At 72.4% G+C, this 12,608-nt stretch carries 14 protein-coding genes; 7 read left to right on the top strand and 7 right to left on the bottom strand.

From position 1 onward, the window contains the following. Positions 1-2,102, bottom strand: a 2,102-nt coding sequence (locus tag ABD875_RS08355; protein ID WP_345173276.1) for an Ig-like domain-containing protein, incomplete at its 3' end; no start/stop codon positions are given. Between the two features lie 174 nt (positions 2,103-2,276). Here ABD875_RS08355 and ABD875_RS08350 point away from each other — a divergent pair. Continuing rightward, positions 2,277-3,707: a fatty acid desaturase gene (locus ABD875_RS08350; RefSeq protein ID WP_345173273.1), complete on the top strand. Its 1,431-nt coding sequence runs from the start codon at positions 2,277-2,279 to the stop codon at positions 3,705-3,707. Next, the gene (locus ABD875_RS08345; protein ID WP_345173270.1) at positions 3,688-4,251 is read left to right on the top strand and encodes a TetR/AcrR family transcriptional regulator; all 564 of its coding nucleotides are present in this window, start codon (positions 3,688-3,690) and stop codon (positions 4,249-4,251) included. Before ABD875_RS08350 ends, ABD875_RS08345 begins: the two co-directional genes overlap by 20 nt. Before the next feature lie 4 nt (positions 4,252-4,255). Here ABD875_RS08345 and ABD875_RS08340 read toward each other — a convergent pair whose 3' ends face one another. Then, on the bottom strand, positions 4,256-5,116 hold the full coding sequence (locus ABD875_RS08340; protein ID WP_345173267.1) for a GTP-binding protein LepA: 861 nt from the start codon (positions 5,114-5,116) through the stop codon (positions 4,256-4,258). A 70-nt stretch (positions 5,117-5,186) separates the two neighbouring features. Between ABD875_RS08340 and ABD875_RS08335 the strand changes: the two genes are divergently transcribed. Beyond that, the gene (locus ABD875_RS08335) at positions 5,187-6,599 is read left to right on the top strand and encodes an MFS transporter (RefSeq protein WP_345173264.1); all 1,413 of its coding nucleotides are present in this window, start codon (positions 5,187-5,189) and stop codon (positions 6,597-6,599) included. Between the two features lie 54 nt (positions 6,600-6,653). On the opposite strand, the gene ABD875_RS08330 is transcribed toward ABD875_RS08335, so the two are convergent. The 3 genes from ABD875_RS08330 to ABD875_RS08320 are packed head-to-tail and all read right to left on the bottom strand — an operon-like array spanning position 6,654 to position 8,204. After that, entirely contained in the window at positions 6,654-7,271 is a 618-nt protein-coding gene (locus ABD875_RS08330) for a pyridoxamine 5'-phosphate oxidase family protein (RefSeq protein ID WP_345173261.1), read from the bottom strand. Next, the gene (locus ABD875_RS08325; RefSeq protein ID WP_345173258.1) at positions 7,268-7,732 is read right to left on the bottom strand and encodes a GNAT family N-acetyltransferase; all 465 of its coding nucleotides are present in this window, start codon (positions 7,730-7,732) and stop codon (positions 7,268-7,270) included. The genes ABD875_RS08330 and ABD875_RS08325 overlap by 4 nt, the downstream gene beginning before the upstream one ends. Before the next feature lie 46 nt (positions 7,733-7,778). Then, entirely contained in the window at positions 7,779-8,204 is a 426-nt protein-coding gene (locus ABD875_RS08320) for a VOC family protein (RefSeq protein ID WP_345173256.1), read from the bottom strand. Between the two features lie 54 nt (positions 8,205-8,258). Here ABD875_RS08320 and ABD875_RS08315 point away from each other — a divergent pair, with 54 nt between their 5' ends. Both ABD875_RS08315 and ABD875_RS08310 read left to right on the top strand, forming a co-directional pair. Beyond that, entirely contained in the window at positions 8,259-8,432 is a 174-nt protein-coding gene (locus ABD875_RS08315) for a hypothetical protein (RefSeq protein ID WP_345173253.1), read from the top strand. After that, positions 8,429-8,590, top strand: coding sequence for a hypothetical protein (locus ABD875_RS08310; protein WP_345173250.1), 162 nt, complete (start codon positions 8,429-8,431; stop codon positions 8,588-8,590). Before ABD875_RS08315 ends, ABD875_RS08310 begins: the two co-directional genes overlap by 4 nt. Before the next feature lie 3 nt (positions 8,591-8,593). Here the strand turns inward: ABD875_RS08310 and ABD875_RS08305 are convergent, their stop codons facing one another. Together ABD875_RS08305 and purU are read right to left on the bottom strand one after the other, a co-directional pair. Beyond that, positions 8,594-9,436 carry a hypothetical protein gene (locus ABD875_RS08305; protein ID WP_345173248.1) on the bottom strand — a complete coding sequence of 281 codons (843 nt, stop codon included), beginning with the start codon at positions 9,434-9,436 and terminating at the stop codon, positions 8,594-8,596. After that, the gene (gene purU / locus ABD875_RS08300) at positions 9,436-10,281 is read right to left on the bottom strand and encodes a formyltetrahydrofolate deformylase (protein WP_345173245.1); all 846 of its coding nucleotides are present in this window, start codon (positions 10,279-10,281) and stop codon (positions 9,436-9,438) included. The genes ABD875_RS08305 and purU overlap by 1 nt, the downstream gene beginning before the upstream one ends. A gap of 76 nt (positions 10,282-10,357) precedes the next feature. On the opposite strand from purU, the gene ABD875_RS08295 reads away from it, so the two are divergent. Next, positions 10,358-11,575: a M15 family metallopeptidase gene (locus ABD875_RS08295; RefSeq protein ID WP_345173243.1), complete on the top strand. Its 1,218-nt coding sequence runs from the start codon at positions 10,358-10,360 to the stop codon at positions 11,573-11,575. Positions 11,576-11,585: 10 nt separating this feature from the next. Next, on the top strand, positions 11,586-12,548 hold the full coding sequence (locus ABD875_RS08290; protein ID WP_345173240.1) for an NADPH:quinone oxidoreductase family protein: 963 nt from the start codon (positions 11,586-11,588) through the stop codon (positions 12,546-12,548). Positions 12,549-12,608 lie beyond the last annotated feature (60 nt).

Below are 12,608 nucleotides of genomic sequence, written 5' to 3'. Positions count from 1 at the left end.
GTCCCGGTGCCGGGGTCGGTGTGGCTGGTGACGGTGAGGGTGTCGTCGGGGTCGACGTCGTTGGCCAGCACGTTGCCGCTCGCCTGGGTGTCCTCGGCGACCGTGGAGGTGTCGGCGACCGTGATCGTGGGGTCGTCGACGACGACGGTGACCGTCGCCGTGTTGCCCGAGGCGTGACCGTCCGAGGCGGCGTAGGTGAATGAGTCGGTCCCGCGGTAGCCCGCGATCGGCATGTAGGTGAAGCTCCCGGAGGCGTGCAGGGCGACGGTGCCGTGCATGGCGCCGGTCACCAGCACCGCGAACAGGCCGTCGCCGTCGCCGTCGACGTCGTTGGCGAGCACGTCACCGGTCGCGGCGGTGTCCGGAGGAGTGCGGTAGCTGTCGTCGTGGGCGACGGGTACGTCCTCGACCGGCTCGACGGTGAGGGTGACCGTGGCACTGCCCGACGTCAGGTCGCCGTCGTCGGCCTGGTAGGTGAAGCTGTCGGTGCCGTGGAAGTTCGCGTCCGGCGTATAGGTCAGGGTGCCGTTCGCGTCGACGACCACGGTGCCGTGCACCGGACCGGTGACCGGGACCGCGGACAGGGGGTCGCCGTCGGCGTCCGTGTCGTTGGCGAGCACGTCGATGGTCGCCGCGCCGTCCTCGTCGAGAATGCGGCTGTCGCCAGCCGCGACGGGCGCGTCGTTGACCGGCGTGATCGTGATGTCGAGGGTGCCGGTGGCGCCGGTGCCGGTGGTGTAGGTGACGGTCGGGACGGTGCCGTTCCAGTCGGGTTCGGGGGTGTAGGTGAAGTCGCCGTCGGGCTCGATGGTCAGGGTGCCTCGGGCGGGCTGGGTGTGGCCGGTGACGGTCAGGGTGTCGTCGGGGTCGATGTCGTTGGCGAGCACGTTGCCGGAGGCGGTGGTGTCCTCGGCCGCGGTCGCCACGTCGGCCGTCGTCGTGCTCGGGTCGTCCCGCACGACCTGGACGTCGCGCGTGGCGCGCCCGGTCAGCCCGTCGGCGTCCTCGACCTCGATCGTGACGGGCCGCGGGCCGCGGGAGGCACCCGGACCCGTCGCGAACGTGACCGTGCGCAGCGCGCGCTGGTAGGTGGCGGCGTCCGCCTTGCCGCTGAGCGTGAGGATGCCCGACGCGGCGTCGTACGACGCCGTGATGCCGTCGCCGGACGGACCGGCGAGTCGTACCCCGTCGACTCCGCCGCCCACCAGCGCCACCGTGGCACCCGCGATGTCGGAGTCGTCGTCCACCAGCTCGAGCCCGGGCGCCAGCGGCACCGGCGCGCTGCCGGCGAAGTAGGAGGTCGTGCCGGGACCGGCCGTCACGGCGGGCGGGACGGACCGGGGGGAGATGGTGATGCGCAGCTGGGTCGCGGTGCTGCGGTCCGCGCCGCCGGACGCCACTCCGCCGTCGTCGGTGAGGGTCACCGTCACGGTCGCCGAGCCGTTCGCCCCCGGTGCGGGCGTGTAGGAGAGCAGACCCTTCGGCGACACCGTCGGGAGGCCGTCGTCCGCGAAGAGCGCGGGGTCGGACACGTCGTCGATGCGGAAGGCGAGGCGCTGCGCCTGCTCGTTGGGCGCGCCGGCGTCGATGCCCGTGGCCCAGCCCGGGACGACCTGCCGACCGGCGTCGGGACCGACCACCTGGTCGGGACCGGGGACGAAGACGGGCGCGTCGTTGACCGGGACGACGCGGACCCGGCCGACCGCGCGGTCGCTGCGGCCCTCGGCGTCGACGGCACGGTAGGCGAACCGCAGGAGACCGTTCACGTCGGTCGCCGGGACCACGCGGACGGCGCCGTTCGGGCGGACCTCGACCCGTGCCCGAGCCGGCGCGGCGGCGAGCACGGCCCGCAGCCGTCCGGACCCGGAGTCGTTCGCGAGCACGCCGGGCGCGGGGAGCCGCAGCACCCGGTCCTCCAGGACCCGGAGCCGGTCGGCACGGGCCTGCGGCCTCCGGTCGTCGGGGGTGGCCATGACCGCCGGGGAGGACGTGACGGTCAGGCCGGCGGCGGTGACCACCGCACCGACCACGGCACCGACCGTGGACCGCGTGGCCAACCTGCGCATGACGACCCCCGTGAACGCGCTCCCGAGACCGAGCACGTCCCCGATCCTCGCGGCTCACGCTAGGCGAGCCACCCCGCCACCCGTGGAGCATGTCTAGACCTCTCCGTGAGGTTTACAAACAGGACCCTCTTGTCAAAGACGTTGACATTTTCTAGGGTGCTGTAAACCGCACCGGACTGACCGCCGTCATGCCGCAGGAGGCCACCCGCCATGTCCGCCATCGCGAACAGCACCGTCCCGACCGGCTCGACCGACGCCTGGAAGGACCGCAAGCGCTACCTCTGGCTGATCGGGCTGGTGGTCCCGTCGCTGGCGTTCATCGGCTACGGCCTCTGGGCCGCCACCGGCTGGGGGGTTTGGTTCTGGATCGGCCCGATCGTGATCCTCGTGGTCGTCCCGGCGATCGACCTGGTCGCCGGCCTGGACCGCTCGAACCCGCCCGACGACGTGATCGAGGCCCTCGAGCAGGACCGCTACTACCGCTGGATCACCTATCTCTTCCTGCCGATCCAGTACGCCGGCTTCGTGGGCGCCATGTGGCTGATCGGCGGCGGCGCCGAGCTGTCGACCGCCGCGAAGGTCGGACTGGCGGTCTCCATCGGCTGCATCGGCGGCATCGGCATCAACACCGCCCACGAGCTCGGCCACAAGCGCGAGGCCAACGAGCGCTGGCTGTCGAAGATCGCGCTCGCCCAGAGCTTCTACGGGCACTTCTACATCGAGCACAACCGGGGCCACCACGTGCGCGTGGCCACCCCGGAGGACCCGGCGTCCTCGCGGGTCGGCGAGAACTTCTACCAGTTCTGGCCGCGCACGGTGATCGGCTCGCTGCGCTCGGCCTGGCGGATCGAGAAGCGCCGCTACGCCCGCCGCCAGCAGCACCCGTTCCGGCTCGGCAACGACGTCCTCAACGCCTGGCTGATGTCGGCGGTCCTGTGGGGCGGCCTGGTCGCCTGGCTGGGCGTCGAGATCTTGCCGTACCTCCTGATCCAGGCCGTCGTGGGCTTCTCGCTGCTCGAGGTCGTCAACTACATGGAGCACTACGGCATGTTGCGCCAGAAGGTCGGCGTCGGCGACCGCCAGCGCTACGAGCGGGTCGACCCCACGCACTCCTGGAACTCCAACAACATCGCCACGAACGTGCTGCTCTACCACCTGCAGCGCCACAGCGACCACCACGCGAACCCGACCCGGCGCTACCAGTCCCTGCGCGACTTCGAGGAGTCGCCGGTGCTGCCGACCGGGTACGCCGGGATGATCGTGCTCGCGATCGTCCCCGCGGTCTGGCGCCGCGTGATGGACCCGCGGGTGCTCGCCCACTTCGACGGTGACCTGTCGCGCGCGAACCTCTCCCCGCGCAAGCGCGACAAGATCCTCGCCACGTACCCGCCGCCCCGCGCGGTGGTCGAGGAGGTCGCCCAGCTTCCGTCCGGCGCCCCGGCCGGCGACGACGTGCTCGCCGCGCGCTGCCCCGGCTGCGGGTACACCTACCGCGTCGAGGAGGGCAACGAGCTCGAGGGCTTCGCCGCCGGGACCGCGTGGTCGGAGGTGCCGGACGACTGGTGCTGCCCGGACTGCGGGGTCTGCGAGAAGGTCGACTTCCGCTCCCTAGAATCGGTGCATGGTCTCACCGACGCGTGATCGCATCGTCGAGGCCGCGGTCGCGCTGACCACGGAGTCCGGCTGGTCCGCGGTCACCATGGCCGCGATCGCGGACCGGGTCGGCGTCAGCCGGCAGACCGTCTACAACGAGGTCGGCTCCAAGGAGGGTCTGGCCGAGGCGATGATCCTGCGGGAGCTCGCCCGGTTCCTCGCGGTGGTGGAGTCCGCGTTCGACGAGCACTCCCAGGACCTCGTCGAGGCGATCCGTGCGGCGACGTACGGCGTGCTCGAGCTCGCGCAGGACAACAAGCTGCTGCACGCCGTGGTGTCCGCGACCCACGGCGCCGACACCGAGCTGCTGCCGCTGCTCACCACCCACGCCGAGCCGCTCCTCGCCGCCGCCAAGGTGGTGGTGGCCGAGCGGGTGGCGCCGTACCGGACCGGCCTCCAGGCCGACCGGCTCGAGGTCGCCATCGACGTCGTCGTGCGGGTCGTGCTCAGCCACGTGATGCAGCCCTCGGGACCGCCGGCGGAGGCCGCCGACGGGATCGCCTGGCTGGCCGGGCGCGCCCTGCGCCCGTAGGGGGTCAGGCCGCGCGGCGGAGCTCGGCGAGCTCCACGGCCTCGCGGAACGCCTTGACGACGTACGCCGGCACCGGCAGGCCGCTGCGGTGGGCCCAGAGCAGCTCGCGCTCGACGCGCGCGATCTGGGTCGAGAACTCCTCGGCCTCGCGGTCGATGCCGAGGCTGGCGAGCAGGTCGCCGAAGTCGGCCTTCTGCCGGTCGTTGTTGGCGCCGACCGGGGCGAACGAGAAGCTGCGCATCCGGCGCACCATCCAGCGCTGCCAGGACGCCAGCTCCGACCACAGCCCGCGGGCGGAGAGCTGGTAGAACGCGTAGTGGCCGGGCTCCTGGCGCTTGATCGGCGCGATCACGGTCTGCGCGATCGCGCGCTCGCCGAGCTCGGCGACACCGGTGTGGAGCAGGTTGTAGGCGAGGACCGCGGAGCGCTCGGTGGCCATGCCGGTGAGGTAGTAGAGCATCCGGCAGACGTCCTGGAACGCCGGCAGGTGCGCGAGCGCGCCGAGGACCCGCAGCTTGAGGCCGATCGAGGTGAGGTCGGTCTGGGCCGGCGGGCGGCCGAGGTGGACCTGGAGCTCGTCGAGGATCAGCCCGTGCCTGGTCTCCTGCGGCTGCCACACCTCGGCGTAGAAGCGCCGGTCGATCTCGGGCGGGTCGGGCAGCAGCGTGGTGAGCTCGAGGACGTTGCGGTCGACCTCGAGCTCGACACGAGCCATGTAGTCGAGGACGTGGCCGTAGCGGCGGTTGAGCTCCGCGGGGCGGCGTACCGAGTAGTCGACGCTCGCGAGGTCGATCGGCGGGTGCTCGAGACCGAGGCGGTCGACGTGGTCGGCAAGCCGCGCAGCGGTCTGGGACGCCTGGGCCATTGCTGAATCCTAGAGTGGGGAGCGTGGAGCCTTCATCGGGGTTTCCCCCGAGTCTCCTAGGCTCTTCGGAGTGAGCGAGTCGGCTGGATGGGCAGGCGTGCGCCTCGGGACGGCGGCCGGCCGGGGCGTGGTGCTGGCGGCCGTGCTCGGCTCCGGCATGACGATGCTCGACGGCACGGTCGTGAACGTCGCCCTCCACACCATCGGCGCGGACCTCGACGCGTCGCTGGCGCAGCTGCAGTGGATCAGCAACGGCTACCTGCTGGCGCTGAGCAGCTTCATCCTGCTCGGCGGCTCGCTCGGCGACCGGTTCGGCCGGCGCCGGATCTTCGTGGTCGGCACGGTCTGGTTCGCGCTCGCCTCCCTCCTGTGCGGGATCGCCCCGACCGCCGAGGTGCTGATCGCCGCGCGGGTGCTCCAGGGCGTCGGCGCCGCGCTGCTCACGCCGGGCAGCCTCGCGATGATCCAGGGCGCCTTCGTGCCCGACGACCGGGCGAAGGCGATCGGCGCGTGGTCCGGACTCGGCAGCATCGCGGCCGCGATCGGCCCGTTCGTCGGCGGTGCGCTGGTGCAGTACGCCGACTGGCGCTGGATCTTCCTCATCAACCTGCCGCTGGCGGTGGCCACCGTCCTGATCGCGCAGCGAGCGGTGCCCGAGACCCGCGACCCGAACGCGCACCGCGAGATCGACGTCGTCGGCGCGCTGCTCGCGGTGCTCGCGCTCGGTGGGCTGACGTACGCGCTCATCGAGTGGGGCAGCCCGGTCGTGCCGTGGGCGCTGGTCGTCATGGTGCTGGCGGTCGTCGGCTACGTCGTCGACGAGCGGCGCAGCGACCACCCGATGCTCCCGCTCGGGATCTTCGCGAACCGGAACTTCAGCGCGGCCAACGCGATGACGTTCGTCGTGTACGCCGCTCTCGGTGCGGTGCTGTTCTTCCTCGTGCTGCAGCTGCAGACGGTGAGCGGGTACGGCGCCCTCGAGGCCGGCATCGCGACCCTGCCGATCACGGTCTGCATGCTGCTGCTGGCCTCGAAGGGCGGCGAGCTCGGCACCCGGATCGGGCCGCGGATCCCGATGACCGTCGGGCCCCTGGTGATGGCCGCCGGCGCCCTGCTGCTGCTCCGCGTCGGGCCGGACGTGAGCTACTGGACCGACGTGTTCCCGGGCCTCACCGTCTTCGGCCTCGGCCTCGCGCTGATGGTCGCGCCGCTGACAGCGACCGTGCTGTCCTCCGCCGCGGACGAGCACGCGGGCATCGCCAGCGGGGTCAACAACGCGGTCGCGCGGGCCGGCTCACTGCTCGCGGTCGCGGCGCTGCCGGTCGCGGTCGGTCTCGCCGGGGAGGAGTACACCGACCCGGCCGCCTTCGACGCGGCGTACGTCACCGCGACCGTGGTGTGCGCCGTGCTGCTCGCGCTCGGCGGGCTGCTGTCGTGGGTCGCGATCAGGAACCCGGAGCGGCTGTCCTCGACCGTCGAGTGACGCGGATCGGCCGTGTTCCGGCCGGATTCTGGGCCATCTCACGTCACTCGACGGTCAACGGGCCAGGCGCAGCACCGACGGCGGCACCGGCAGGTGCTCCGCCCACGGCGCCGGCTGCGGGGGGTCCAGCACGGTGCGCACCGGCACCAGCCCGCTCCACACGTCCGGGTCGGCGCCGGCCTCCTCGGGCGTCGCCGGCCAGCCGCCGCTGATCTTGAGCAGCCAGCTGTCCGGCTCGATCGGGAGTGCCAGCGCCATCGAGGCGGCGAGCTCCTTGCGGGACGAGGGGCGCACCTCCGCCGTACGTCCGGGCAGGATCGCCTCGGAGAACACGTCGAGCGCGCTGTCGTCCACGCGGGTCAGCGCTCCGCGGATCGTCGCGGACCGGTAGTTCACCGAGGACTCGAACGTCGTCGGCGCCACCGCCAGCGCGTCGATCGCGAACACCGTCAGCACCGCCGGCGCCCCGGCTCCCACGGTGCGCAGGGCGCCCGCGCCGGTGGAGCCGTGCAGGAGCACCCGGTCGCCGTCGCGCGCGTAGAGCATGGGGACGGCGAGCGGCAGGCCGTCCGCGACCGTGGACAGCACCCCCGCCCACTGGGAGTCGAGCAGCGCGTCGAGCGCGGCCCGGTCGGTCACGCCGTACTCGGCGAGGCGGTTGAGCTCGGTCATGCCAGGGAGCGTGTCATGAACGTGCTCCACGGGCTGAGCACGTAGTCGCCGAACGGCCCGCACTCGGCGAAGCCGCGGCGTGCGTAGAGCGCCCGGGCGGCGGCGAACCCGTCGGGCGTCCCGGTCTCGAGGCTGAGCCGGGTCATCCCGCGGGCGATCGCCAGGTCGACCAGGTGGTCGACGATCGCCGACCCGACACCGCGCCCGCGCGCGGCTGCCGCGGTGTGCATGGACTTGAGCTCGCCGTGCCCGTCGCCGAGGTCCTTCAGCGCACCGACGCCGATCAGCTCGCCGCCGGCGCGGTACCCGACGAACGTCACCGACGGATGAGCGAGGGCGTCGACGTCGAGGGCGTGCACCTCCTCCGGTGGGCTGAGCCGGTTCATCAGCTCCAGGTGCGTCTCCAGCAGTGCGCACACGTCGGCCGCCCGCGGGTCGTGGGCCGTGATCGTTCCCTCCACAGGCTGGAGGGTAGAGAGCGCCTGTTTCGCGGTCGTTACCGAGTCTTCACACCGTCGCCACGAAGATGCAGAACGGGTGGCCGGCCGGGTCGGCGAACACGTAGAGCGGCTCGTCGGCGTCGTCGCTGCGGTCGAAGAGCACCGCGCCGCCGAGCTCGAGGACGCGCAGCCGCTGCTGCTCCAGGGAGTCGGGGTCGGGGACGCCCATGTCCAGGTGCAGCATCATCTGCTGGTCGCCCCGGCGGTCCGGGCCGGGGGTCCACGCCGGCGGCACGTACTCCGCGTTGAGCTGGAACGCGAGTCCGTGGACGCCGGCCGGCGCGCGCAGCACCAGCCAGTCCTCGCCCTCGCTGGGCGTCTCGTCGCCCGGCCGGTAGGTCCAGCCCAGCAGGTCGCGGTAGAAGTCGCCGAGCAGCCGGGGTTCGCGGCAGTCGAGGACGGTCTGTAGGACGGTCGGATACGACGCGCTCATCGCTCCACCGTACGGCGCTCGACGTTAAGTAGAGTAAGACGCTAGAGTTTATCTATGGAGAGGTTGCATGCGCTCGACGTGGCCCTGCTGGTCACCGGCGCCGGCGTGGTCGGCCTGCTCGCGCTCACCGAGAGCTACGGGCAGCTGCTGGCGGCGCTGGCCGCCTACGCCGGCGTGTGGTGGGTGCTCGACCTCGAACGACGACCACGATCCGGGGACCCGAGATGAGCACTGGCGACCACACCGACGACCTCGCCCAGCTGCGGCAGCGCCGTGAGGCCCACCGCGCCAAGGAGCTGGCCGAGCTGCTCCAGCGCCGACCCGAGCTCTGGGGCGTGCACCTGCCCGCGGACCTGGCCGCCGAGTACGTCCTCTGGTCGGCCTGACGCTCACATGCAGCCGGCCGGCTCGTCCAGGGCCGGCCAGCGCTCGACCTGGCGCGGGTCGTCGCTGTCCACGAGGTACGCCGCGCGGGGCTCGTCGCCGAGCCAGAGCTCCTGACCCTCGCGGCTCCACCCGGTGTCGACGGCGTCGCCGGGCAACGTCGCGGAGGGGTCCGGGTCGGTCGACATCCCGAACCCCAGGTCGCCACTGACGTACTGGTCGAACCGCCGGTCGACGTCCGTGGCGAAGCCGATCCGCAGGAACGTCAGGTCCTGCCAGTCGCAGTGCTCGGGACCGGCGTAGGAGACGACCTCCGTCGTCGGCACCGGAGCGCCGCCGTCGTCCTGCCAGACCTCGAAGCCGAGCTCCTCGGCGACCTCGACGCCCAGCTCGGCCGGGTCGCACGTCGCCCAGGCCTCCACGCCCCAACCGGTGTCGCCGTCGAAGTCGGTGACGTCGTCGTGGACGACCACCGCCGCCTTGGTCTCCTCGCCGACGTCGTACGACAACAGCACCCGCCCGTCCTCGACGCGCTCCACCCGGTAGCCGTCCTCGGGCACCGCTGCCCGCTCCTGCTCGCGCCAGTTCCCGAGCGCCTCCTGCGGCGAGTCCTGGACTGTCTCGAGGCCGTCCTCGTAGGCACCGCCTCCCCCGCGGCGCGGGTCACCGGCGCACTCGAGCGCGAGACCCGCAGCGCCGGACGCCTCCAGCGCGGACGCCCGGTCGCGGTGGTCGAGCTCGACCACCATCGGGCCGTCGTACGGCGCCCCCGCGGGGTCGGCCTCGATCGCCGTCTCGGAGCCGCAGCCCGCGAGCAGGAGCACCGCGAGGCCGGCCGCGAGGCGCATCAGCGGAAGACGACCGTGCGGTGGCCGTTGAGCAGCACCCGCGACTGCGCGTGCCAGCGCACGGCGCGGGAGAGCACCTGCGCCTCGACGTCCCGGCCGGCCCCGACCATCGCGTCCTGGTCGTAGCCGTGGTCGATGCGCATCACGTCCTGCTCGATGATCGGCCCCTCGTCGAGGTCCCCGGTCACGTAGTGCGCGGTCGCGCCGACGATCTTCACGCCGCGGTCGAACGCCTGGTGGTAGGGCTTGGCGCCCTTGAAGCTCGGCAGGAACGAGTGGTGGATGTTGATCGCGCGGCCGGACAGCTCGCGGCACAGCGGGTCCGAGAGCACCTGCATGTAGCGCGCGAGCACGACCAGGTCGATGTCGAGCTCGCGCACCAGCTCGAGCAGCCGGGCCTCGGCCTCCGGCTTGGTGTCCGGGGTGACCGGGACGTGGTGGAACGCGACGCCGTACGACGCCGCCATCGCGCCGGCGTCGGGGTGGTTGGAGACGACCGCCGGGATCTCGATCGGCAGCGAGCCGGTGCTGGTGCGGAACAGCAGGTCGTTGAGGCAGTGCAGGTGCTTCGACACCAGGATCAGCGTCCGGTACGGCGCGCTCGCGTCGTGGACCTCCACGTGCATGTCGAACTCCTGGGCGATCCCCGCGAAGTCCGCGCGCAGTCCCTCGGGGGTGGCCGGTGCCGGGACGTCGACGTCGATGCGCATGAAGAAGCGGCCGCTGAGCCGGTCGCCGAACTGCTGGCTCTCGAGGATGTTGCCGCCGCGCTCGGCGAGGAACCCGGACACCGCATGGACGATGCCGGGTCGGTCGGGGCACGAGAGGATCACCAGGAAGGACACGGAGTCATGCTGGCACGACTCGGGGTTGCCGAGCGCCCGCGGGGGTAGACGTACCCTGGACGCGGGGAGGGCACGGATGCGACTGGGGCGCGCACTCACAGCGACGACGCTGGCACTGGCGATCGCCGCGACGGCGGCGTGCTCGGGCTCCTCGCAGGCCGGCGACCCCGAGCCGAGCGCCTCGACCACTGCCGCGGCCCCGACCCCGAGTCCCGCGTCCGGGCCCACGCTCGATCCCGCGCACGCGGTCGACCCGCCCGGGCGCCGTACCGGCCAGATCGCGCCGGCCGACATCGTCGTCAACGGGGCCGAGACCATCCCGCAGGAGAAGGTCGACGAGATCCGCGAGCTGCGCGGCGTGCAGGACATCGAGCAGATCTCGCTGGTGCAGATCCCGGTCGAGAACCGGTCGCTCAGCGTGGCGGCCGTCGACCCGGGGACGTACCGGAACTGGATCACCGACGCCGCCGACGCCCAGCTCGACGAGGCCTGGCAGCGCGTCGCCGCGGGCGAGCTGGCGATCCCGAAGGCGACCGTGCGCCGGCTGCCGGTCGACGACACCGGCTTCCTCGCGCTCGGCAGCACTCGCGACGCACCACGGGTGCACGTCGGCGCCTACACCCAGCAGTCCTGGCTGGTCGACGCGGTCGTGAACGACACCTGGGTCCCCACGCTGGGCATGACCGAGGGCAACGCGCTGCTGATCCGGACCGGCGACACCGCGCCCGAGCCGCTGCGCAAGCCGATCCAGCAGATCCTCGACGGCACCGACGCCACTGTCTCGATGACCGACGCGGTCGCGCGCAACGGGCTCGACCCCGGCGTCGTCCAGACCGCGGTCGTCGTCGGCACCATCGCCGACGCCGTCGGGACCTACCGCTACTCCGTGCTGTCCGGCGGCAGGATCGCCCCCGACCCGGCCTGGGTGCGCGAGCACATCGTGACCTCACCGGTGCCGATCCTCGGCAACGTCACCTGCAACAAGCTGCTGATCCCGCAGCTGCGCGCGGCGCTCGAGGACGTCGTGGCCCAGGGGCTGGCCGACGAGATCCACCCCGACGAGTACGCCGGCTGCTACTACCCCCGCTTCATCGCCGGCTCGACGACGCTCTCCAACCACGCGTTCGGTCTCGCGCTCGACTTCAACGTGCCGGGCAACCAGCGCGGCACCGTCGGCGAGATCGACCGTGGCGTGGTGGCGATCTTCAAGCGCTGGGGTTTCGCCTGGGGCGGCGACTGGAGCTACACCGACCCGATGCACTTCGAGATGAACCGGCTGGTGGCCCCTCGCTAGGGTCGCAGCCATGCGCGCAGTCCAGGTTCTGCAGACCACCGGTCCCGCCGATGTCGTCGTGGGCGACGTGCCGGAGCCGACGCCCGGCCCCGACGACGTCCTCGTGGAGGTGCACGCGGTCGGCGTCTCGTTCCCGGACCTGCTGCTGAGCAAGGGCGAGTACCAGCTCAAGCCCGAGGTGCCGTTCACGCTCGGCGTCGACTTCGCCGGCACGGTCGTCAGCGGCCCCGGCTTCGAGCCCGGGCAGCGCGTCGCCGGCGTGGGCGGGTACGGCGGTGCCGCCGAGCTGGTCGCCAACCCGGGCATGTTCACGTTCGCGCTGCCCGACGAGCTGTCGTACGACGAGGGCGCGGCGCTCCCGATGAACTACCTGACCGCGCAGTTCGCGCTCGCCGAGCGCGGCCAGCTGAAGGCGGGCGAGACCGTGCTCGTCCACGGTGCCGCCGGCGGCGTGGGCACCGCGACCATCCAGGTCGCGAAGGGGTACGGCGCCCGCACCATCGCGGTCGTCAGCACCGACGAGAAGGGCGCGGTGGCGAAGGCCGCCGGCGCCGACGAGGTCGTGCTGCTGGACGGGTTCAAGGACGCGGTCCAGGAGCTCACCGGCGGCCGGGGCGTCGACGTCGTGCTCGACGTGGTCGGGGGTGACGCCTTCACCGACTCGCTGCGCGTGCTCGGCACCCAGGGCCGGCTGCTGGTGGTCGGCTTCGCCGCCGGTCAGGGCATCCCGGAGGTGAAGGTCAACCGACTGCTGCTCAACAACGTCGACGTGCGCGGCGTCGGCTGGGGCGCCTACGCCATGCTGCGCCCCGGCTACATGCAGCAGCAGTGGGCGGAGCTCGTGCCGATGATGGCGTCCGGAGTGGTCAAGCCCCCGATCGGGGCGACGTACGACCTGGAGGGGTTCGCCCAGGCGCTGCTGGACATGGACGCCCGCCGGACGCTCGGCAAGTCGGTCGTCCGGGTCCGCTGATCGGGCTGGACTTCTCGGGCAATCCCTGACGTTTTCGGGCGAAGCTTCGGCCCAGAACGT

Source organism: Nocardioides caricicola (assembly GCF_039541135.1).
In the GTDB taxonomy this organism is placed as follows: Bacteria; Actinomycetota; Actinomycetes; order Propionibacteriales; family Nocardioidaceae; genus Nocardioides; species Nocardioides caricicola.
The sequence above is the reverse complement of the archived record's forward strand: the minus strand, read 5'-3'. Positions and strand labels throughout refer to the sequence as shown.

Coding starts and splice junctions, on each gene's coding strand:
- ABD875_RS08350 (WP_345173273.1), top strand. CDS start 2,277: ATGTCCGCCATCGCGAACAGCACCGTCCCGACCGGCTCGACCGACGCC.
- ABD875_RS08345 (WP_345173270.1), top strand. CDS start 3,688: ATGGTCTCACCGACGCGTGATCGCATCGTCGAGGCCGCGGTCGCGCTG.
- ABD875_RS08340 (WP_345173267.1), bottom strand. CDS start 5,116: ATGGCCCAGGCGTCCCAGACCGCTGCGCGGCTTGCCGACCACGTCGAC.
- ABD875_RS08330 (WP_345173261.1), bottom strand. CDS start 7,271: ATGACCGAGCTCAACCGCCTCGCCGAGTACGGCGTGACCGACCGGGCC.
- ABD875_RS08320 (WP_345173256.1), bottom strand. CDS start 8,204: ATGAGCGCGTCGTATCCGACCGTCCTACAGACCGTCCTCGACTGCCGC.
- ABD875_RS08315 (WP_345173253.1), top strand. CDS start 8,259: ATGGAGAGGTTGCATGCGCTCGACGTGGCCCTGCTGGTCACCGGCGCC.
- ABD875_RS08310 (WP_345173250.1), top strand. CDS start 8,429: ATGAGCACTGGCGACCACACCGACGACCTCGCCCAGCTGCGGCAGCGC.
- ABD875_RS08305 (WP_345173248.1), bottom strand. CDS start 9,436: ATGCGCCTCGCGGCCGGCCTCGCGGTGCTCCTGCTCGCGGGCTGCGGC.
- ABD875_RS08295 (WP_345173243.1), top strand. CDS start 10,358: ATGCGACTGGGGCGCGCACTCACAGCGACGACGCTGGCACTGGCGATC.
- ABD875_RS08290 (WP_345173240.1), top strand. CDS start 11,586: ATGCGCGCAGTCCAGGTTCTGCAGACCACCGGTCCCGCCGATGTCGTC.